The sequence below is a fragment of the Microbacterium sp. MF43 genome, assembly GCF_012847295.1.
In the GTDB taxonomy this organism is placed as follows: Bacteria; Actinomycetota; Actinomycetes; order Actinomycetales; family Microbacteriaceae; genus Microbacterium.
The window spans coordinates 295233-317383 of the sequence record NZ_JABBDY010000001.1 but is presented as its reverse complement, the minus strand read 5'-3'; the positions used below and the strand labels follow the sequence as shown (position 1 = coordinate 317383).

Annotated in this window: 16 protein-coding genes; 9 read left to right on the top strand and 7 right to left on the bottom strand. The window is 70.2% G+C overall.

The features are described 5' to 3' along the window. The first annotated feature begins 27 nt into the window (after window positions 1–27). The 5 genes from HF323_RS01365 (at window position 28) to HF323_RS01345 (ending at window position 7462) form a co-directional block, all read left to right on the top strand. On the top strand, window positions 28–1332 hold the full coding sequence (locus HF323_RS01365) for a UDP-glucose/GDP-mannose dehydrogenase family protein (protein WP_169580776.1): 1305 nt from the start codon (window positions 28–30) through the stop codon (window positions 1330–1332). Between the two features lie 284 nt (window positions 1333–1616). After that, the gene (locus HF323_RS01360; protein ID WP_169580775.1) at window positions 1617–2948 is read left to right on the top strand and encodes a glycosyltransferase; all 1332 of its coding nucleotides are present in this window, start codon (window positions 1617–1619) and stop codon (window positions 2946–2948) included. Between the two features lie 2 nt (window positions 2949–2950). Further along, a complete protein-coding gene (locus tag HF323_RS01355) occupies window positions 2951–4849 on the top strand; it encodes a right-handed parallel beta-helix repeat-containing protein (RefSeq protein ID WP_169580774.1) in 1899 nt (632 codons plus the stop codon). Next, the gene (locus HF323_RS01350; RefSeq protein ID WP_169580773.1) at window positions 4846–6000 is read left to right on the top strand and encodes a right-handed parallel beta-helix repeat-containing protein; all 1155 of its coding nucleotides are present in this window, start codon (window positions 4846–4848) and stop codon (window positions 5998–6000) included. Before HF323_RS01355 ends, HF323_RS01350 begins: the two co-directional genes overlap by 4 nt. A gap of 61 nt (window positions 6001–6061) precedes the next feature. Then, window positions 6062–7462: a UDP-glucose/GDP-mannose dehydrogenase family protein gene (locus tag HF323_RS01345; RefSeq protein ID WP_169580772.1), complete on the top strand. Its 1401-nt coding sequence runs from the start codon at window positions 6062–6064 to the stop codon at window positions 7460–7462. A gap of 295 nt (window positions 7463–7757) precedes the next feature. On the opposite strand, the gene HF323_RS01340 is transcribed toward HF323_RS01345, so the two are convergent. Beyond that, window positions 7758–8471: an endonuclease/exonuclease/phosphatase family protein gene (locus tag HF323_RS01340; RefSeq protein WP_169580771.1), complete on the bottom strand. Its 714-nt coding sequence runs from the start codon at window positions 8469–8471 to the stop codon at window positions 7758–7760. Between the two features lie 226 nt (window positions 8472–8697). Here HF323_RS01340 and HF323_RS01335 point away from each other — a divergent pair, with 226 nt between their 5' ends. Then, entirely contained in the window at window positions 8698–9585 is an 888-nt protein-coding gene (locus HF323_RS01335) for a response regulator transcription factor (protein WP_169580770.1), read from the top strand. Here HF323_RS01335 and HF323_RS01330 read toward each other — a convergent pair. Further along, window positions 9558–10205 (bottom strand): glycosyltransferase, encoded by a 648-nt coding sequence (locus tag HF323_RS01330; RefSeq protein WP_317450960.1) that lies wholly within the window; start codon window positions 10203–10205, stop codon window positions 9558–9560. The two genes, HF323_RS01335 and HF323_RS01330, sit on opposite strands and share 28 nt — an antisense overlap. A gap of 190 nt (window positions 10206–10395) precedes the next feature. Here HF323_RS01330 and HF323_RS01325 point away from each other — a divergent pair, with 190 nt between their 5' ends. Together HF323_RS01325 and HF323_RS01320 are read left to right on the top strand one after the other, a co-directional pair. After that, window positions 10396–12051 carry a PAS domain-containing sensor histidine kinase gene (locus HF323_RS01325; RefSeq protein ID WP_169580769.1) on the top strand — a complete coding sequence of 552 codons (1656 nt, stop codon included), beginning with the start codon at window positions 10396–10398 and terminating at the stop codon, window positions 12049–12051. Then, a complete protein-coding gene (locus HF323_RS01320) occupies window positions 12048–13229 on the top strand; it encodes a hypothetical protein (RefSeq protein WP_169580768.1) in 1182 nt (393 codons plus the stop codon). Before HF323_RS01325 ends, HF323_RS01320 begins: the two co-directional genes overlap by 4 nt. Here the strand turns inward: HF323_RS01320 and truA are convergent. The 3 genes from truA to HF323_RS15685 form a co-directional block, all read right to left on the bottom strand. Beyond that, a complete protein-coding gene (gene truA, locus HF323_RS01315) occupies window positions 13218–14108 on the bottom strand; it encodes a tRNA pseudouridine(38-40) synthase TruA (RefSeq protein ID WP_169580767.1) in 891 nt (296 codons plus the stop codon). The genes HF323_RS01320 and truA overlap by 12 nt on opposite strands. Window positions 14109–14347: 239 nt before the next feature. Continuing rightward, on the bottom strand, window positions 14348–15781 hold the full coding sequence (locus tag HF323_RS01310; protein ID WP_169580766.1) for a mechanosensitive ion channel domain-containing protein: 1434 nt from the start codon (window positions 15779–15781) through the stop codon (window positions 14348–14350). Window positions 15782–15787: 6 nt separating this feature from the next. Next, on the bottom strand, window positions 15788–17965 hold the full coding sequence (locus HF323_RS15685) for an adenylate/guanylate cyclase domain-containing protein (protein ID WP_169580765.1): 2178 nt from the start codon (window positions 17963–17965) through the stop codon (window positions 15788–15790). A gap of 201 nt (window positions 17966–18166) precedes the next feature. Here HF323_RS15685 and HF323_RS01300 point away from each other — a divergent pair, with 201 nt between their 5' ends. Beyond that, on the top strand, window positions 18167–20221 hold the full coding sequence (locus HF323_RS01300) for an acyltransferase family protein (protein WP_188241620.1): 2055 nt from the start codon (window positions 18167–18169) through the stop codon (window positions 20219–20221). Window positions 20222–20480: 259 nt separating this feature from the next. Here the strand turns inward: HF323_RS01300 and rplQ are convergent, their stop codons facing one another. Together rplQ and HF323_RS01290 are read right to left on the bottom strand one after the other, a co-directional pair. Then, a complete protein-coding gene (gene rplQ, locus HF323_RS01295) occupies window positions 20481–21047 on the bottom strand; it encodes a 50S ribosomal protein L17 (RefSeq protein ID WP_169580764.1) in 567 nt (188 codons plus the stop codon). Between the two features lie 41 nt (window positions 21048–21088). Then, a complete protein-coding gene (locus HF323_RS01290; protein WP_169580763.1) occupies window positions 21089–22078 on the bottom strand; it encodes a DNA-directed RNA polymerase subunit alpha in 990 nt (329 codons plus the stop codon). Window positions 22079–22151: the final 73 nt, after the last annotated feature.

Below are 22151 nucleotides of genomic sequence, written 5' to 3'. Positions count from 1 at the left end.
GGCACCGTGCCGCGGTCTGGAGCGCTCGTGCGCCTGTCAGTCATCGGGTGCGGCTACCTCGGAGCCGTCCATGCCGCCGCCATGGCGTCATTAGGCCACGACGTCGTCGGCGTGGACGTCGACGCGTCGCGTATCGCCCGGCTCGCGGAGGGAGTGGCGCCCTTCTTCGAACCCCGCCTCGACGAGCTGCTGGCATCCGGCCTCGCATCGGGGCGCTTGCGGTTCACGTCCGACATGGCCGAGGCATCCGGTGCTGTCGTCCACTTCCTCGCCGTCGGCACCCCGCAGCAGGACGACGCCCACGCCGCCGACCTCACCTTCGTCAACGGCGCGCTCGACGCCCTCGTGCCCCACCTGCGCGAGGGCGACGTGGTCGCCGGGAAGTCGACCGTCCCGGTCGGCACGGCCGCGCGGCTCGCGCCGGAGATCGAGCGTGCGGGCGCGACCCTGGTGTGGAATCCGGAGTTCCTTCGCGAGGGATGGGCCGTCAAGGACACGCTCGAGCCCGATCGTCTCGTCGTGGGGACCGGCCCGGATGCCGGCGCAGCCGTCGAGACCATTCGAGAGGTGTACCGTCTCGCGCTGGATGCCGGGACGCCGTTCATCGTGACCGACTGGGCGACGGCGGAACTGGTCAAGGTCGCCGCGAACGCGTTCCTCGCTACGAAGATCTCCTTCATCAACGCGATGGCCGAGATCGCCGAGGCGGCCGGCGCCGACGTCACACAGCTGGCCGACGCGATCGGGCATGACGGGCGGATCGGTCGCCGATACCTGGGCGCGGGCATCGGATTCGGCGGCGGGTGCCTCCCGAAGGACATCCGCGCGTTCTCCGCACGTGCCGAGGAGCTCGGGCGAGGCGAATCGGTCGCCTTCCTGCGCGAAGTCGACGCCATCAACCTGCGCCGCCGCGCGCGCGCAGTCGAACTCGTCGCGGAAGGACTCGGCGGATCTGTGGCCGGGAAGCGCGTGACGTTGCTCGGGGCCGCGTTCAAGCCGTTCAGCGACGACATCCGCGACTCCCCCGCACTCGACGTCGCCGAGCGGTTGCGAGACCTCGGTGCCCACGTCGTGGTGACCGACCCCGCCGCCCTCGACAACGCCCGGCGGCAGTACCCGCAGCTCACGTATGTCGCCGATCGGGACGAGGCGCTCCGCGACGCCGACGCGATCGTCCTGGTCACCGAATGGGACCTTTACCGCCGCGAGCTGACACCTGAGCACGCGGCCTCGCTCACCGATGGCCGAGTCGTGGTGGACGGCCGCAACGGGTGGGATGCCGCAGCCTGGCGCGCCGCCGGCTGGCACTACATCGGCATGGGCAAGCCCTGACCGGGCGCCGATCCGGCATTTCGCCGATGTTTCAGACGTGACGTCTGGGTAAACAAAACGCCAAGACGCGTCATAAGCGTTGACCGAACGCGTCGGTGTCTGCCACCTTGATCGCACAGCCGGATGGAGGCACTCGCATTTCCCGATGATGCGAGCGTCGACTGGGAAAGTCCGGCTGACTGGGGCCTCGCCGTGGCGGCTCGATCCGCCACGCCCCTACCGGGCCTGACGGGGTTCATGCGCGTTTCGTCGCGTCTTCAGCATGCGAATGTGGGGTTCAGCACATGCTTCTCGGGATCAATCCGTCGAGCCTTCCGGCCGGGGTTCTCGCCTCGGCCTCCACGCCGGCATTCAGCTGGCACTCTCTGGGGGACGCCTGGTCGACGTTAGCCCCGTATTTCCCGCTCGCTGTCGCGGGCACGATCGTGTGGGGTCTCTGGCTCTACCGCGTGATCCTCTCGGCCCGCGTCAAGCCGATCGAGAGCGATTTCCGCACCACCACCTCTGTCGTCGTGCCGTCGTACCACGAGGACCCCGACATCCTGATGCGCTGCCTCGAGACATGGCGCAGCCAGGGCCCGACCGAGATCATCATCGTGCTCGACGTCGCCGACCTCGAGGCCTACGACCGGATCGTGGCGCTCGGAGACGAGCGCATCAAGCCGATCCTGTTCCACCACGCGGGCAAGCGCTCCGCGCTGGGCGTCGGCATCCGCGAAGCGACGAGCGAGATCCTCGTCCTCACCGACTCCGACACCTCATGGACCCGCGGGCTGCTCGAGAACGTGCAGAAGCCCTTCATCGACCCCCTGGTCGGAGGAGTCAGCACGCAGCAGAACGTCTACCAGCGCGGCACCAGCATCTGGCGGCGCGTCGCCGACTGGCTGGTCGACCTGCGCTACTACAACTACGTGCCCGCGATGGGTCACGCCGGCGCCGTCCCGGTCATCTCGGGCCGCACGGCCGTCTACCGCCGTGCCGCCGTGCTCCCGGTCGTCGACAACCTCGAGAACGAGTTCTTCCTGGGCCGCCGCTGCATCGCCGGCGACGACGGCCGGCTCACGTGGCTCGTGCTGGCCTCGGGCTACAAGACGGTGCACCAGCGCTCGGCGCGCGCGCTGTCGATGTTCCCCTCCGGTTTCCGCGCCTTCGTCAAGCAGCGCGTGCGGTGGAGCCGCAACTCCTACCGCACCTATCTCACGGCGATGTTCAAGGGCTGGCTGTGGCGGACCCCGTTCGTCACCAAGATCACCGTGCTTCAGATCCTGCTGACACCGGTCACGATGGGCCTGACGGTCTTCTACATCGTCTTCAGCCGGCTCGAGCCCACCCCCGTGGCGATCTGGGCCACGGTCGCGTGGCTCCTCATCGGACGCGGGATCCGCGGCTTCTCGCACCTGCGCCGTCGGCCGCTCGACATCCTGCTGCTCCCCCTCGTCACCCTGACGGTCATCTTCATCGCGCTGCCGATCAAGCTCTACGCCTTCGTGACCATGAACAAGCAGGGCTGGCTCACCCGGCACGCCGACCAGATCGGCGGAGACGGGCAGACGGCGCGCACTCTCGTGGCCGAGTCCCCCGCATCGCGCGGGTCGTACCTTCCCGAGGCGGCCTGACGATGCCCGGGATCCGGATGCCCCGGCTGGCCGCCGCGGCCGTACTCGGCGTCGCCGCTGCGCTGGTCGCTCCCCTCGCCGCGCACGCCGCAGCAACGCCGGTCGCCGCGTCGTCGATCGATCCGAACTCGCCGGCGACGGACACCGCGGTTCAGGGGGACGCCTACCCCGGCGACCCCGCGCTCGAGTCGCAGCTCGTCGCGGCGGAGGACCGGCGCCTCATCGACGTCCGCGCCATCTCGAACGCGGCCGGGTGGACCAATGTGAACCAGGGCCGGCCGTACCGGCTCGTCACCGGCAACACGTACACCCTGGTGCTCATCCGGCGCGAGGCGCCGTACACGCTCGACGATCTGCTCGAGTACGCGCCGAGCACGTTCGTACGGCAACCGGACGGGTCCTACCTGCTCACCGAGAACATCGTCGTCGAGCAGGGCGCGACGCTGAAGCTCGAGTCGGAGGACGGACTGGTCCTTCACCTGGCGAGCACCCCCGACGCGTTCGTGTCGATCGTGACGATCGGCGGGGCGCTCCTGTTCGGCGGCACCGAGGACCGCCCGATGGAGGTCACCAGCTGGGACCCGGTGAGCCGCACGGTCGACACCGAGACGTCGGACGGTCGCGCCTACCTTCGCGTCACGGGCGGTCACGCGGCGTTCACGCACGTGACGTTCCACGACCTCGGCTTCTGGTCGGGGACGACCGGCGGCGTCTCGCTCACGGGCACGGCGGCGCCCGAGACGCTGTCCGAGGACGCCGACCAGAACCGCGTGAACAACGGCGAAGCCGGTCCGCAGGTGTACGGGACCGAGATCTACCCGGCCGGTGGCGCCGAACTCCTCGACCTCGCGCCCGACCTCGGCGGATACAGCTATGTGTCGGCTGCGATCGACGGCGTGGAGAGCCGCGACAACGCGTTCGGCATGTTCATCACCAGCGCCGTCGGCATCGACATCCGCGACTCGACCTTCTCCAACAACCTTGTGGACGGTCTCGTCCTGCACCGGGGCGTGACGAACACCGTCGTCCACAACACGACCGCCTCCAACAACGGCGTCGACGGCGTGAACCTGACGCGCGCCGCCACCGGGGTCATCCTCGACCGGATCACGGCCGAGGAGAACGGCCGCAACGGCATCCGACTCGAAGGCGGACCCCTCGCCGACGGCCCGAGTGCGACCGGGACGGCCACCGGCGCCTACGGCAACAACACCGTCTCGAACTCTCTCGTCAACGGCAACGGCCGCTACGGCATCGAGGTGGTCGGCGGTGAGAACATCGTCCTCGACGGGAACTCGGTCTCGGACCACCAGATGGGCATCGTCGTGGCCGGCGGCGTGATCGGCGTCATGCTCACCGACAACATCGTCGAGAACTCCGTCGAACACGCGATCGCGCTGCGCGGCGGGGTGACAGGGGCGACCGTCCAGGGCAACAGCGTCGAGGGCGGCACCGTCGGCGTCTTCCTGCGTGACGCGTCCGGCCTCGTGGACCGCAACGTCGTCGCCGGGGTGAGCAACCACGCCGTCACCGTCATCCGCGGCACCGACCCGTCCACCGTCACCAACAACATCGTCTCGGGGCGAGGCCCCAGCGCGATCGACGTGGCGCGTGCGGCCCTCGATCCCACGGTCGAGGACAACGATCTCGAGGGGTGGCAGAGCACCAAGCCGCTCGATGTCATCCTGCGGAGCATCTTCCAACCGCTGACCGTGATGTGGATCCTGCTCGGCGGCGCCGTCGTGATCACCGCCCTGACGGGGCTGCGCGGTCGCCGGAAGGGCACCGCCATCCGTCACCCCTACGAGTCCCACCGCCCGCTGGATCAGCTGACGGCGGGCGTGGCCGACCCGGCCGCACTCGGGCGCGGCCGGCCGACCCCCGAGGAGCGACCCGCATGATCTCTCAGCTGACCGCGCGACCCTGGCTGCTGGCCGCCGTCTCCTTCCTCGCGGGCGCGACGCTCGTGGTGCTCCTCTGGGGCCTCACCGGGCTGGCCTCGGCTGTCGGCCGCGCGCCGATCGACGCCGGCGCGACGCCGTCGTCGGATCCGGGCCGCACCGAGTCGCCGAGCGAAGAGCCCGATGGGGGCGAGGAGGAGGACGAGGGCGACGAGCTGCCGTCCGCGACCGTGCCGACCGGACCGATCAGCGAGGCCAGGCCCGTCGACTGCTCGAGCGCCACCGTCGAGGTGGCCGACGCCGACGAGCTCCTGTCCGCGCTCGCCGGCGCCGAGCCCGGGGACGTCATCGTGATGGCCGCCGGAACCTACGTCGGCGAGTTCGTCGCCACGACGTCCGGCACCGCCGAGGCCCCCATCACGCTGTGCGGCCCCACGGACGCCGTCCTCGACGGCGGCGACTGGAAGGGCGACTACGTCTTCCACCTCGACGGGGCACGCTACTGGCATCTCAAGGGCTTCTCCGTCACGAACGGGCAGAAGGGAGTGATGGCCGACGGCACCATCGGGTCGGTCATCGAGGGGCTGACGGTGTACCACATCGGCGACGAGGCGATCCATCTGCGCAAGCACTCGACCGACAACCACATCATCGGCAACGACGTGAGCGACACCGGGCTGCGTCGCGAGAAGTTCGGCGAGGGGATCTACATCGGCACGGCCGAGAGCAACTGGGGCACGATCACCGACGGGCAGCCCGACAACTCCGACCGCAACGTGATCGAGGGCAACACGATCCACGGCACGACGTCCGAGGCCATCGACATCAAGGAAGGCACCACAGGCGGAGTCGTGCGCGGCAACACGTTCGACGGCTCCGCCATCGTGGGGGCCGACTCGTGGGTCGACGTCAAGGGCAACGACTGGGTCATCGAAGGAAACGTCGGCGTCAACTCGCCGCTGGACGGATTCCAGACCCACGAGATCGGAAAAGGCGGCTGGGGAACCCGCAACGTGTTCCGCGGGAACACCGCCACCGTCAACGGACCCGGGTTCGGGTTCTCACTCACTCCCGAGCGCGACAACGTCGTCGCGTGCGACAACAAGGTCTCGCAGGCAGGCGAAGGGTATTCCAATGTCGACTGCCGCTGAGAGAAACGCCGTCCCGATCGGCGCTGTCCCATCCATCCCGCGTTCCAGCAAGGAGTTCCGCATGACAGCGAACCGCCTCGGGGCAACAGAGCGACCGCCCCGCCTGACCGTCATCGGCACCGGATATCTCGGTGCCACCCACGCCATCTGCATGGCCACCCTCGGCTACGAGGTGCTCGGCGTCGACGTCGACCCCCGCAAGGTCGCCGCCCTGGCCTCCGGCGAGGTTCCGTTCTTCGAGCCCGGCCTGCCGGAGAAGCTCGCCGAGGTGCTCCGGACCGGCCGGCTGCGCTTCACGACGGACTTCGACGAGGCCGCGGAGTTCGGCGACGTGCATTTCATCTGCGTCGGCACCCCGCAGCAGCAGGGGTCGGAGGCGGCCGATCTGCGATACGTCGACTCGGCCTTCACCGAGCTCGCCCGGCGCATCACGCGCAAGGCGCTGCTCGTGGGCAAATCGACGGTGCCGATCGGCACCGCCGCGCGGCTCACGGAGCTGGTGCAGCGCGTCTCTCCGATCGGCCGCGAGCTCGAGCTCGCCTGGAACCCCGAGTTCCTGCGCGAGGGGTTCGCCGTCGACGACACCCTGCACCCGGACCGGCTCGTGTTCGGCGTGCAGAGCGAGTGGGCGGAGGGCATGCTCCGCGATGCCTTCGCTCCCCTGCTGGCCGACGGCGTCCCTGTGGTCGTGGCCGATACGGCCACGGCGGAACTGGTGAAGGTCGCCGCCAACTCCTTCCTCGCCACCAAGATCTCCTACATCAACGCGATGGCCGAGGTGTGCGAGGCGACCGGCGCGGACGTGAGCCTCCTGGCGCGCGCCCTCAGCTACGACGACCGCATCGGAGGACGCTTCCTCAAGCCCGGGCTGGGCTTCGGCGGCGGATGCCTGCCGAAGGACATCCGGGCATTCCGCCACCGTGCCGGAGAACTGGGCGTCGGTGCCGCCGTGGAATTCCTCGGCGAGGTCGACCGCATCAACCTCCGCCGACGCGCGCGCACGGTGGACCTGGTGCGCGAACTGGCAGGCGGCGACCTCAAGGGCGTGCGGGTGGCGGCACTGGGGGCGGCGTTCAAGCCGAACTCCGATGACGTCCGCGACGCTCCGGCCCTCGATGTCGCGCGGATGCTGTATCTGGAGGGGGCCAAGGTCACCGTCTACGACCCCGAGGCCATCGCCAACGCGCACCGCGCCTACCCGGACCTCGACTACGCAGAGAACCTGGGCAAGTGCGTGCGAGGGGCCGAGGTGACCGTGCTCCTCACCGAATGGGACCAGTTCCGTCGGGCCGACCCGACGCTCCTGGGAGAGCTCGTCGCCCACAGGCGGATCGTCGACGGACGACACGCGCTGGACGCGACGGCATATCGCGCTGCGGGCTGGGAGTACCGCGCGCTGGGCCGGCCGGCCGCCGTGGACACCTCGGTTCTGATGGAGAGCGTCAAAGACGCGGTCGCTTGACCCGACGGCAGGTCGCGGGCGACTGGGGCGCCCGCGACCTGCCCCAGAGAGTTCTGCCGGGACCGACGCTGATCGGGAGCGCCGGTCCCGGCAGGCGCATCTCGTGACGCCGCGAGCCCTCCCCCCAGAGCGGCGCGTCACGGACACCCGTCGCGGTCATCCCCCTCGCCCCCCACCGAGAGTGGGACGCGCCCCGTGCAGCCGTCGGCTCCGGGACGGCGGGTGTGGTCCCCTCGAGACGCGCTCCACCTGTCTCGGGGGGACCGTTCGTGCCCGGTGCGGACGAGGAGTCGGTTCAGGATGCCTCGGCCCGGGGCGCTTCGACCGAGCCGCCCGAGACGAGCGGGAGCCGCGCCGTCACCAGGATCGGCAGATGGTCGCTCAGCCCCTGCGGCAGCGTGCGCACCCGGTCGATCTCGAACCCGACCGATGTGGCGAAGTCGTAGTGGCCGCGGAAGAAGCGGTAGCGCGTGTAGGTGCGCGAGTCGCTGAGATTCAGCTCGTATCCCTGCTCGCGGACCTTCTGACCGAGGTGCTCCTTGAAGACGGGGTAGTTGTAGTCCCCCACCATCAGCGCGGGGACCCCGTCGCCGAGCGTACGCAGCTCGTCGAGCGCCGTGCGGATCTGGTGCCGACGCAGTGAGTTCAGTGCTGTCAGCGGGGCCGCGTGGAACGACGCGACGATGAGTTCGCGCCCGTCGTCGATGTCGTGAAGCCTCACCCCGAGCAGGCGCTCCTCGGCCGGCTTGAGCACGCGGTCGTGCAGGGACTTCTTCAGCGCCAGCGCGCGCACATCGAGCGCTCGGTACGTGTTCTCGCGGTAGTAGACCGCGAGACCGAGCCGATTGCGCTGGGTCGCATCCGCGAGGCGCAGGCCCTCGATCTCTTCGGGGAGGTCGCTCGTGTCCGCCTCCTGCAGGCACAGCACGTCGGCGGCGTGCCGCTCGATCAAGTGGGCGAGCTCACCCGCCGCGCGGTGCTTGCGCAGGTTGTACGAGATGACCTTCATGTCGCGCCCAGCCTAGGCCTGACCGGGGGCACAGCGGCGGGATCTTGCGCGCACTCCCAGAGAGTGCAAGCCGCGCAGACCCGCGGACGCGCCCGTCCGGTCCGCCGCCGCAGACGACGGGTGTGTAGCATCAGGAGCACCTCGCCATCGCGCGGAACGTCGCAACTGGGGTCGGCGTGCTCGCGGGTGGTCAGCAGCAGATGCACGAGAGAGACCGCACGCGCCCATGAGTACCCCAGACGATGAGCTCAAGACGGCCGTCATCATCGAGGACGACCCCGAGATCCGGCACATCCTCTCGGACGTCCTCGAGTCGGCAGGGTTCTCGACGGTTTCGGCCGGCAACGGGATCGACGGCGTCCGCGCCGTGCTGACGTACCGCCCCCTCCTCACGACCGTCGACGTCACCATGCCGGGCATCGACGGCTTCGAAGCAGCACGCCGCATCCGGGCCGCGCAGTCCGACACCTACATCATCATGCTGACCGGACTCAACGACGAGGCGGATGTGATCGCCGGCCTCGGTGCCGGAGCGGACGACTACCTCCTCAAACCCTTCCGCCCTCGTGAGCTGCGTGCACGCGTCGAGGCGCTGATGCGCCGCCGCGTCACCGACGCATCCGCTGCGGTGCCGGCAGGGCCGGCCGCGGGGGTGCCCCTCTCCCCCTCCGATGCCCGCGCAGCCAGCGCCGCGGGGAGCGCGGACCCCGGCGAGGCCTCGACGGCAGAGACGCCTCTCGTGGGCGAGGAGGGGGAGGATGCTGCGACCCGACAGGCAGGCGACGGCTGGATCGCTCACCGCGATCTGCTGCTCCACCCCGAGAACCGCCTCGTCTCGATCGGCGGTCAGGATCTCGACCTGACCCGCACGGAGTTCGACCTGCTCGCGACCCTCCTCGAGTCGAAGCGTCGCGTGCGCAGCAAGGCCGACCTGACTCTCGTCCTGCGGGGCGAGTCGTACGTCACGAGCTACTACGTCGGCGATGCCGACAAGCGGGCGGTGGAGGCGCACATGACGAACCTGCGCCGAAAGCTCGGCGACTCCGCCACGAACCCGCGGTACATCGAGACCGTGCGCGGCGTCGGCTACCGACTCACATCGGAACTCGGCTGAGCACCGCCTCCCGGCAGGGATCCCGCGCTCTGGCCGGGCCGCGCCGCGGTCCCGGTGCGCGGCGGACGCAGCGGGTCCTCGACGCCGTCCGCGACCCACGGCGTGGATCGCCGATGCAGAGTCATCTGATCTCGCAGGGCCTGGGTGGAGAAGATGGAGAGCCGACGGCCGCGCTGAATGGCGCACGCGCCGCCGCTCCGATCCCGCGCGTAGGCCTCCGCTTCGAGACGCTCGACCGCATCCGCGTCGGCGACCGTGTCGCCACCGACGCCCACAAGATAGTCGAACGCCTCGACGAGGGCGTAGCCGTAGTTGAGTGCGCGCACCTCTCCGCCGAAGGTTCTGCCGATGTCGTGGACGAACACCTCGGTGTACTGCTCGCCGAGGACGGTGGTGATCCGGTGAGGACCGGCGAATCGCGCAGCCACGCCGACGGTGTCGTCGGCGGTGTTGCTGACGACGACATGGATCGCATCGGGCACCCGGGTCTGCCCCAGGAGAGCCTCGATGACCCGTGCGATCGAGTGCTCCTCGTCGCAGGCCGGAATGACGCACCCGATCGTCGAGCCCTGCCGCGACGCGCCGTCCCCGTGACGGGGGGGCGTGGCACGTCCGTTCACTTCGTCCGCTTCCTCTCGCGTGGCTCGTCTCCGGCCTCCGATCGGCGGCCTGTCCCCAGCCTGCGCGACCGACCGCAACGACTTCGTGACGCTCTCACGCGGACGACACAAGGTTCGCGCAAGACTTCCGCAAGGGTCGGAGGCGGCGTCCTCCCGGACGAAGCGACCGATGACCCCTAGAATCCGTCACATGGCGACCGGGGGGCAGACCATGGCGCAGATCGCCGCGCCCGGCCCCCGCACGCGTTCCATCTGGCTCACCCAGCTCGTGCTCGCCGCGAGCGTGGTGATGCTGTGCGTCCTCGTCCTCGCCCTGCGCCCTGAGCTCTTCGCCCAGTGGAACTTCGCGGTGGGGATGTTCGCCCTCATCATCGTGACCGTCGCCACCCTCGCGATTCCCTGGTCGAAGCTTCCCAGGAACGCGGTTCTCGCGATCCCCTTCCTCGACACCATCGCCATCGGGCTCGTCGCGAGTGGAACCGACCTGCGCTTCGGGTTCCTGTGGGCGTTCCCGGTCATGTGGATCGCCATGCACTTCGGCGTAGCCTGGCTGGCCGCGGACCTGTCGCTCATCGGGACGATCCTGCTCCTCAACACGACGCGAGCCCCCACGACGGACGCTGCTCTGCGTGTGTTCATCGTGCTGCTCGCACTCACGTTCATCGGCATCACGGCCCATCTCGCCATGCGCCAGACCCGATCGCTCCGCCGCCTGCTGGGACGTCAGGCCGGACGACTGAAGGTGGCACTCGATCGCGCCTCCGACCAGGAGCGCCGCACCACCGAGATCCTCAACGGCGTCGACACCGGGGTGGCGCGCGTGTCGCCGACGGGCGAGATCCTCGCAGTGAACGACGCCTACGCGCGCCTCTACGGACTCGATCCGCTGGATCGCAGCCTGCCGGCGCGATCTGTCGAGTACACCGAGCTGCGCGGCATGCCCGTTCCGCCGTCGGCTCGCCCGTTCGCTCGAGCTGCGCGCGGTGAGCTGTTCACCGACGCCCGCGTCTGGCTCTTCACGCAGGCGGGGGAATGGCGCGTGCTCTCCGTGACGGCGAAGCCGCTGGCGGTGACCGCGGAGGACGACGCCAGCATCCTGCTCGTCGTGCATGACGTGACGGCGATCACTCACGCCCAGCGGGAGCGGGAGCGCCTCGCCGCGATGGCCTCGCATGAGCTGAAGCATCCGCTCACCGTGATGATCGGCAACGCCGAGCTCGCTCTCGAGACGGAGGACCTCACGCCTCGCATGCGGCAACGGCTCGAAGCGATCGTCGGCGCCAGCGAGCGGATGCTCGAGATGGCCAACAGCATGCTGCACACGTCCCGCACCGCTTTCTCGGGCCGGGAGTCGTTCGATGACCTCGACCTTCGCCAGATCGTGGCCGACTCGGTCGACTCCTTCCGCGCGACGGCCAAGGCGCACGATGTGGAGCTCTCCATGAGACTCGACGAGCGCCTGCCCGTCATCGCGGACGGCTTCCGGGTGCGGCAGGTGATCGACAACCTCGTCAGCAATGCGATCAAGTACACCGGCCGGGAGGGTCGCGTCCGCATCGTCGGGACGACCGAGAACGACACCGTGTCCCTCACCGTCTCCGACAACGGCATCGGCATCTCCGCCACCGACCTGCCGAACATCCTCACGCCCTACTTCCGCACCAAGCAGGCCAAGGAGACGGCGGCCGGCACCGGACTCGGCCTCGGCATCACCCGCGAGATCGTCGCGGCGCACGGCGGCACGCTGGAGATCGACAGCAAGGAAGGCGTCGGCACGACGGTGTCGGTGCGATTCCCGCGCCGCGCCCGCGCCGCTGCGGCCACGCGGACGGAGACCCACGTATGAGCGACACGCTTCATCTCGCCGGAGTGAACCTCGGCATCGCGCAGGCCGCGATCACGACGCTGGCCACGATGCTCACCATCGGCGTGGGGTTCCTCACCAAGCCGAGCCCGGCGACGCTGCACTGGTCCTTCGCGTTCTCCCTCGGAATGATCAGCACATTCGGCGTCGTCGCCGGCGAGCTCAACGACCTCGAGACGCTGCGGCGCGCGTCGCTCGGCGCCCTCATGGGCGCCCCGGCGCTCCTGTGGTCCGGCTTCCGCGCGCAGTGGGGGCTCCGCCCGCACGGCTGGATCGGCGCGGTGATCGCCACGGGCTCGGCGGCCTCTCTCGTCGCGGCGGGTGACGCCAGCACCTTCAGCACCGTCTACCGCGTCGTGTTCTTCGCCGCATCGGTCTTCGCCGGGCTCTTCTTCCTCGAGTGGGTTCGCGTCCCCGCGCGTCGCCATGACCGCGTCGTGCTGCCTTTCGCCGTCGTGTCGGCGATCTTCCAGCTCATGGGCGCCGCGACCCTCGTCTCGGGCGCCCTCTTCCCCCCGTCGAGCGGCGACGACCTGGAACTGGTGCGGACGATCTCGTCGATCGGCATGCTCGTGTACGTCGGATGCGCGCTCGTCGCGGTGATGGGCATCGCCACGCGCGACACTGCCTTCGCCCGGCCCGCGGCGGCGCCGGGCGGCTGGCAGCGGTTCGAGACCACCGCCTCCGATCGGCTCCTGCGCGCCCAGCGCACCAGCGAGCCATGGTCCGTCGTGTACTTCCAGCTGGACGACGCCGCCGACATCCGCCAGACGGCCGGCTCGGAGGCCATGTCCTCCCTCGCGTCGCGGCTCGAGCAGGAGGTCCGCGGTGCCTTTCCCGCGGAATCCGACATCGGCACGCCCAGCGCCGGGGCGACCGTCGTGCTGGTGCCGCGGCCCGACGCGGTCGTGCGCGACTGCGTGCGCACCGTGCTCGAGCGGGTGCCGCACCTCGACGTCGATGCGCGCCTCGCCATCCGCCCCACCGCGAGCGCGGGATGGGCGCCGGCATCCGTCCTCGGCTACGACCTCGACGCCCTGGTCTACACCGCCCGCGAGGCGGCGGGCCTGGCCGCCCAGAAGGGCGGCGACCGGTGGGAGAAGGTCAGCGCGGCGCTCGTGGAAGGACTGCTGGACCGAACCGAGCGATCAGTCCCGTAGGGCGGATGCCTCGTCCCTTTCGCCCCCGGGGAGCGCGCGGCGTGCGCGGGTCTGCTCCGCCCGCTGCGCGAGGAGGTGGTCGGCGGGGTAGCCCACCTCGGTGAGCGTCAGCCCGCGCGCGGCGAGCACCTTGACCTCGGGCACCCGCGCCCGGGCGTCCCGGATGTCGACGACGTCGTCGACATCGAGCCGCCCCTCGCCGACGGCCACGCACGCGCCGACGAGCGCGCGCACCATGCTGTGGCAGAAGGCGTCGGCCCGGACGTTCGCCACGAGCACCCCCTCCAGGTCGCGATGCCAGTCGTACTCGAGCAGGGTCCGGATCGTCGTCGCCTCCTCCCGCGGCTTGCAATAGGCGGCGAAGTCGTGCAGTCCGATGAGCGCACGGGCCGCGGCATCCATCGCCTCGACGTCGAGTCGGGCGCGCACGGAGGTGGTGCGATGACGCTCCATCGGGTCGTATCCGGAGACGGTGTCGGCGATGCGGTACGAGTACCGGCGCCAGACCGGCGAGAATCGCGCGTCGAAGCCCGCAGGCGCCTCGGCGCATCGCGTCACCACGACGTCGGAGTACGCGCCGAAGACGCCGGTGAGCCGCGAGGCGAGTGCCCCGACCGGATCGCTCGCCTCCCCTGCGCCGGCACGCGTCCTGCCCGCGAGGACGCGCGTGCGCTGCGACTCGTCCAGGTCGAGGTGGGCAACCTGACCCGACGCGTGGACGCCGGCATCGGTGCGTCCCGCCACCACCACCCTCGGATCTCCGCCCAGAACGCGGGACAGCGCCGACTCCAGGGTCTCCTGCACCGTCCGAAGCCCGGGCTGGCGCGCCCACCCGCGGAAGTGCGTGCCGTCGTAGGCGATGTCGAGGCGGAGGCGCACGGCCCCAGCCTAGTTCGGGCGCCCCCGGGCCACGCAGCCCGGTGCTCTGCGGGACGTTGGGCGGTTCCCCCGAAACCTGGGGATGCATCTCGGGGGAACCTGAACCCGAAACCGCGTGCCGCCGCGGGTGACCCGCGGAAGGCGAGGACCCGGCTGGGGGGCTGAGTCAGACAGCGGCGCCGGGTCTGCGATCAACGTAGCACGCGCCCCCGGGCGCCTCGCAGCCGCGCCGCGGCGCGTCAGCCGAGCACGCTTCGAAGGTGCAGCGCCTGCTCTCCTGCCGCCTGCAGCGCGGTCCTCGCGAGCCTGGTGCGGTTCTCGCTCTCCCGCACGATCTCGCGGGCGACGACCGGGTGGGCGCGGACGATCTCGTCGAGGACGGCCACCGGCAGGACCACGACATCCACCTCGCCGAGCGCCACCGCGCGCGAGATGGTCTGGGTGCGGGAGAGCGCGGTGAGGCCGACCCCATCGTCGGGGCCGAGGACCGTCACCTGCACGAATCCGTCGTCGTCGGTGGGGATGCCGAGCATCACCGTGCCGGAGAGGATGAACCGGATCTCGGTCGGCACGGTGCCCGGTCGCAGGAGCGACTCTCCCACGCAATAGCGCTCCAGACGGGCGTGACCGGCGAGCGCGTCGGTCTCCCCCGCCTTGAGGCTGAGCGCCGGCGCGATCCGCCGGAGTGCGTCCTGCAGCCGGGCGGGAGTGCGCCAGTCGTCGGTGAGGTCGCCGTCGAGGTGCAGCTCGGCGCGTCGCGCGGCGTACCAGAGGCGGGTCGCGAACGTGTCGAGGACGGCGTCCCGGTCGCCGGGGCTGCGCAGCGGGATGGCGACGGCGTACCGGCTGCTCGCGAGCGTCGCAGCGGTCGGCTCGCGGCCGGGGGCGATCAACGGAATGTCGCGTGCGACCGATACCAGCAGGTCGCGGACACGACCGGGCGGGTCGTCGGTGCCGAACTCGAGCTCGAGGACCGCGGCATGGGGATCGGGGCTGCGCGACAGGTTCACGAAGGAGCCGTCGGCCAGTTCGGACGTCGGCATGACGACGATCCCGTTTCCCGTATCGAGGTGGACGGCGCGCCAGTTGACCTCCACGATCTGCCCTCGCGTCGAGCCGGTCTCGATCCAATCGCCGAGCTCGAACGGCGCTTCGAACACGAGGAACAGGCCCGAGACGATCGATCCGACGGCGTTCTGCAGCGCGAGCCCCACGACGATGGAGGTGATGCCGAGGGCGGCGAAGACGCCGGCGACGTCGGCGTCCCACACCCACCAGAACACCGCGGCGATGCCGAGGATGATGAAGACGAAGCGAATGAGGTCGCTGAAGATCGTGGGGAACCGATCGCGCCACGAGCCCTTCTCGGCCCGGTGGAACACGAGGTGGTTGACGGCGTTGATCGTGACGACGATCACGAGGAGTCCGAAGACCGTCCAGATGACGCGAGGCCAGGTTCCCTCGCCCTCCCAGGCTCCGGGCTGGCTGATGAGCACGAGGATGCCGGCCACCGGCACCAGGTAGTTGCGCACCATCAGCACGATCGGCGCGGCCCTGCTCCCCCGGCGGGCAAGTGCGTTGTAGAACTCGGTCAGTCCGATCAGGGCGAGCGGCAGTCCCACCGAGACGATGACGGCGGGCCAGAACCACGGCTGCGAGACGATGTCGGCCACGGCTGCTCACCCCTCCACGACGATCGCGGGAGCCTCGACCTTCCACACCCGCTGCGTGCCGCTCTGCGTCTCGACGTCGCCGGCCGGGCGGACCGGGATCGAATCGGGAAGGCGGTCGGCCACCCGCTGAGTCACGAAGATGCCCGGCTCGTCGGAGTCTCCCTGCACGCGGAACGCCAGGTTCACGGCATCCCCCCACATGTCGTAGACGACCCGCGCCCTGCCGATCAGGCCGCTCGTGACCCGGCCCGAGTCGAGGCCGGCACGCAGATCGAGCTTCACCCCCTGCTGGGCCGAGTACCGCTCGAGGATGCTGTCGAGCTCGAGCGCGAACTCGACAGCGCGGCGGGCGTTGTCGACGCGCGGCGTCGCCAGGCCGCAGCTGGCCAGATAGCTCTGCCTCGTGGTGCGCACGCGCTCGACGCCGTGGCGCTCGGCCGCCTCGTCGAATGTGCGGATGAGGTCGTTGAGGCGCGCGACCGCTTCGTCCGACGACATCGACAGGGCGAGCTCCTCGAACCCGACGATGTCGGCGAACACGACGGTGACGTCGTCGCTGTCCTGCGTGATGGCGTCGTCGCCGTCCTTGTAACGGTGCGCCATCCCTTCGGGCATGAACGAGAGGATGAGCTGCTCGTTCGCCTTCTCCTGCTCCTCGATCAGGTGGGACTTGATCTGCAGGCTGCGGCTCATGTCGTTGAAGGCATGAGCGACGTCGGCCAGCTCGTCGCTGGACCCGGCATCGACCTGCACGCCCTCGTCGCCGGCCGCGATGCGCTGCGCTGCCGACTTCAGCCGTCGCAGCGGCCGCACGAACACCTGCGCGAGCACGAGGGACAGCAGGCAGACGAAGATGATCATCCCCGCCGTCGACAGGATGAGGTTCCGCGTGAACTCCTCCACCGGCACGAGGGCCTCAGCGGAGGTCTCCTGCGCGACGATCGCCCAGTTGAGGCCGTCGACGTTGAGCGGGGCATAGGCGACGAGGCTGTCCCTGCCGAGATAGTCCCGCTCGAGCAGGGTGCCGTCCTGGCCGGACAGGGCGCGCGACACCGCCTCGCTCGAGATGCTCTGCTGCATGAGCGTGCTGCCGTTCTGCACGCTGAGGGCCGCCGCCGACGGCGCAAGACCCGCCGCGACGGCGGCGCTCTCATAAGCCTCCGGGTCGTCGACGAGCTGACGGGAGATCGACCGCATGAGCAGGTCCCGACCCACGAGGTAGGTCTCACCGGTTGCTCCGAGCCCGTTCATCGCCCACTCGCCGCCGACCGTCATGACATCGTCGATGCGCTCGATCGGCAGCTCGATCGCGAGCGCGCCGATGATCTCGCCGCCGTCGGCGATCGGTGCGACCGCCCACCCTGCGGGGTTGCCGAGGCTCGGACTGTAGGGCGCGAAGTCGGCGATCACCACGTCGTCGACGATGTTGCGGTCCATCGCCTCACGATAGGCAACGGCGAGATTGGACAGCCGGTACGGGCCGTCGAGGAGGTTCGTGCCGAGATCGACCCCCTTGAACGCCGTGTAGACCACGTTGCCCTCGGTGTCGATCATCAGGACGTCCTCGAAGTCCTGGAGCTCGGTCATCGCCCGGTAGTAGGGATGGAATCGCGCGTGCGCCGCCGACCACGCACTGCCGTCCCCGGCATCGGCGGTGAGGATCGCGTCCTCCCAGCTGTCGTAGGGGATGACGTAGTTGTCCTGCAGATACGACTGCGCCGCGCCGGTCGGGGCGAACGCCGAGCCGTCGACCGTCTCGCCGGTGGCTTCCGAGAGGTCGGCGGCGAACACGTCGGCGTAGTACGCATCGAGGCGAGCGGATGCCGCGGCATCCGCTCGCGAGGCCTCCAGCTCTGCGAACCCGGCGGCGAACGCGCGTGCCGCCTGCGTGCTCGTGTCGTTCATCGCGCTCAGGCGCACGGCGTTCTCGATGGAGACGAACAGCTGAGTCACCTCGCGCGCCCGGTTCTCGCGGATCTCGACCAGCTTCTCGTAGGCGATCGCTCGCAGTGCCTCGGTGCCGTTCACGTACCCGATGACACCGACGACGATGCTGGAGAGCACGCTGACCGACAGCAGCATGATGAGCAGGATCGAATAGATCGACAGCCCCGGACGACGGCGAGTGCGCGGCGCCCCCACCCACGGAGTGGGCGCCGCTGTCGGCAAGGCCTGCTCGGACACGTCGTCTCCTTCGTGCGCCCCCCGGCGCAGGAAACACTTCCCCCGAGCCCCGGCGCAGGCCGAGGCTGCGCCCAGACTAGCGCCGGTACTCTCTCGCCGGGTAGAGCGTGTTGCGACGTGCGCTGATACGCGCCGGCCGCCTCTGGGAGCCGGGTCGCCGCAGCGAGTCGTTCTACCATGGAGGCTCCCCCACGAGATCCCATGACGTCCGCCGTGCCCTCCCCCACCGCCGCGCCCCGCTATGCGGGGCTCGATGGCCTGCGCGCGATCGCCGTCACGCTGGTGGTGGCATATCACCTGTTCTCGCCCGCGCTGTTCCCGGGCGGGTTCGTGGGCGTCGATGTGTTCTTCGTCATCAGCGGGTTCCTCATCACGGCGCTGCTGCTGCGCGAGCACGACCAGACCGGCCGCATCCGGCTGGGCGACTTCTGGCTGCGGCGGGCGCGCCGGCTGATCCCGGCGCTGCTCCTCGTCGTGTCGGTCTGCTCCACCCTCGCGTGGATGATCGGCGGAGACGTCCTCCTGCGTCTGGGCCTGCAGGTCACCGGTGCTCTGACGTTCGGCTACAACTGGATCTCCATCGCCGGCGAGACCGGCTACTTCGGCGGCGGAGCCCCCGAGCTCTTCCGCAACTTCTGGTCGCTGTCCGTCGAGGAGCAGTTCTACGTGGTGTGGCCGCTCGTGCTTCCGCTGTTCCTGCTCCTGCCCCGCGCGTGGGCGAGGGCGGCGGCCGCCGTCGCGCTCGCAGCGGCATCCGCGGTATGGATGGGCGTCGTCGTGGCCGGTGCGGCCGACGCCACCCGCGCCTACTTCGGCACGGACACCCACTCGTTCGGCATCCTCATCGGCGTCGCGCTCGCGTTCGTGCTGGTGCCGGTGCTGTCCCGACCTCCGCACGACGACCCCGCCGCTCGGCCGGTCCTGCCCGGCATCACGCTCCCGGAGGGCTGGACGCTCGTCCTGCCGGCGCCCCCGCCGCAGACGGCGGTGAGATCACGGTGGTTCGACAGCCCGGTGACCAGAACGGTGATCGGATGCCTCGGCCTCGCAGCGCTGGCAGGCATCGCGGTGATCGCGTGGGTGCCGCCCGGTCCCGGGTCCTTCCCGGGGATGCTCGTCGGCGCCAGCCTGTGCACGGCCGTGGCGATCGTCGCGGGCGTGTGGCCCGGGTCGTGGTTCGGTCATGCGATCGACCGGCGTCCGCTGCGCTGGGTGGGCGATCGCTCGTACGCCATCTACCTCTGGCACTGGCCGCTGCTCGTCCTGGCGATGGCCATGACCCCCGGCGGCGGCGCCGAGGTGCCGGTGTGGATGGGAGCGGGCGTCCTCGCGGTGACCGTTGCGGCCGCCGAGCTCTCCTACCGCTTCGTCGAGACGCCGGTGCGCCGCGACGGCTTCCGCGCCGTGGCCCGTGCCCTTCGGGCGCAGTTCCGCAGCGGCGTCTCCGGAGCGGCGCGCGCCGGGGCGCTGCTCCTCGCCTGCGCCATGGTCTTGGGCGGGACGTCGGCGGCGATCGCGGCGGCCCCGACCTCCTCGAGCGGCGAGCGGGCGGTGACGGCGGGCGAGAGGGCCCTCCAGGAGGCGACCGGCACCGGCGCCGCCCGCGCCACCGCCACACCCACGCCCACGGCGCCAGCGGGTTCCGCCTCAGCCGCTCAGCGACCGGGCGGCCCGTCGCCGACACCCGAACCGACGCCGGTGCTCGGCACCGAGGTGACGGCGGTCGGAGACTCGGTCATGCTCGCCTCCGCCCCGGCCCTGCTGGAGCGACTGCCGGGCATCGAGGTCGACGCCGAGGTCTCTCGCTCCAGCTGGGCTGGTCCGGGGATCCTCGAAGAGCTCGAGGCCGCCGGGCGCCTGCGCCCGTACGTCGTCGTCGCGCTCGGCACGAACGGCCGGGTGGACCCCGGCACGCTCGAGCGCATGGCGGAGGTCGTCGGGCGTGATCGGCACCTCATCCTCGTGAACGCCTTCGCACCGCGCGACTGGGTCCCCGGGGTCAATGACGAGCTCGCAGCGTTCGCCGCCGCGCACCCCCGTGTCGAGCTGGCGGACTGGGCTGCGGCGATCGAGCCGCGGACCGACCTTCTCGCCGACGATTCGATCCATCCCGGCCCTGCGGGAGGGGCCGTCTTCGCCGAGACCATCGCCCGCGCGATCGACGGTATCGAGCGCGACCGCGCACAGCGGCAATTCTCCCGAGAGCTCCGCCTCTCCGAGCGGCTCACGAGCGGACAGGTCCCCGTCGCGCAGTGACTCTCCTCACCTCGCGCCACCGCGGAGCAGTTCCGCAGCCGGCCGGCGAGTGAGGCGGTGTCACCAGCGGAGGAGATGCCACGAACGGAGGAGGCCACGCGCGGCATCCGTCCTCCGCTCGTGGCATCTCCTCCCGTCGTCACGCCGAGCGGCGCCCGCATCGCCTGCCCGCAGACGCAGCGAGACCCGCGGGCCCTGACAGGCACGCGGGTCTCGCGGGTGCAAGGTGACCGGGACGCAGGTCCCGGTCGGCATCCGATTACTCGGACTTCTCCTCGACGGCGTCTTCGGCAGCGGCCTCAGCGGCAGCGCCCTCCTCGGGCGACTCGGCGCCGGCCTCGGCCGCCGTGTCGTCGGTGGTCTCCTCGGTGACGGCCTCTTCGGCCGGAGCCTCCTCAGCCGGAGTCTCCTCCGCCGCGGGAGCGGCCTTGGCGGCGCTCTTCTTGGCCGACTTCGCCTTCGGGGTCACGGGCTCGAGGACGAGCTCGATGACCGCCATGGGGGCGTTGTCGCCCTTGCGGTTGCCGACCTTGGTGATGCGCGTGTAGCCGCCCTCGCGGTCGGCCACCAGCGGCGCGATCTCGGTGAACAGGACGTGCACGACTTCCTTGTCACCGATGACCGACAGCACCCGGCGGCGAGCGTGCAGGTCTCCGCGCTTGGCGAAGGTGATCAGGCGCTCGGCGAGCGGACGCAGGCGCTTGGCCTTGGTCTCGGTCGTCTTGATCGACTTGTGCGTGAAGAGGGCCGCGGCGAGGTTCGCAAGCAGCAGGCGCTCGTGGGCGGGGCCGCCTCCGAGGCGGGGACCCTTGGTGGGCTTAGGCATTCTCAGTTACTCCAGTGTGAAAAGTCGGTTCGGGAACCGGCTCAGACGGTCTCGTCGTCGTAGCCGCCGTAGAAGTGCGCGCCGTCGAACCCGGGAACCGAGTCCTTCAGCGACAGGCCGAGCGAGACGAGCTTGTCGCGCACCTCGTCGACCGACTTCTGACCGAAGTTGCGGATGTTCATGAGCTGCGTCTCCGAGAGGGCGACGAGCTCCGAAACGGTGTTGATGCCCTCGCGCTTGAGGCAGTTGTACGAACGGACCGACAGGTCGAGGTCCTCGATCGGCATCGACAGCTCGTTCGACAGGACGGTCTCGACCGGCGCCGGGCCGATCTCGATGCCCTCTGCCTCGACGTTGAGCTCGCGGGCCAGGCCGAAGAGCTCCGTCAGCGTGCGACCGGCCGAGGCGACGGCGTCGCGCGGGGCGATCGAGGGCTTGGTCTCGACATCGAGCACGAGCTTGTCGAAGTCGGTGCGCTCACCCGCACGCGTCGCGTCGACGCGGTACGAGACCTTGAGCACCGGCGAGTAGATCGAGTCGACGGGGATCTGACCCGCCTCGGCGTACTCGTTGCGGTTCTGGGTCGCCGACACGTAGCCGCGACCGCGCTCGATGGTCAGCTCGAGCTCGAACTTGGCGGTGTCGTTGAGCGTCGCGATGACGAGCTCGGGGTTGTGCACCTCGACACCGGCCGGGGCCGAGATGTCGGCGGCGGTGACCTCACCGGAGCCGGTCTTGCGCAGGTACGCCGTGATGGGCTCGTCGCGCTCGCTCGAGACGACGAGCTGCTTGATGTTGAGGATGATCTCGGTGACATCCTCCTTGACACCCGGGATGGTGCTGAACTCGTGGAGGACGCCGTCGATGCGGATCGACGTCACGGCCGCGCCGGGGATGGACGACAGGAGGCTGCGACGCAGCGCGTTGCCGATCGTGTAGCCGAAGCCAGGCTCCAGCGGCTCGATGACGAAGCGGCTGCGGAACTCCCCGATCTTCTCCTCGGTCAGAGTGGGACGCTGTGCGATGAGCACTATGTGTTCCTTTCGATCACGTGCCCGCTATATGACACGTGCGGTGGGTGAGGTGTTGAGTTTTTCTCGGGGC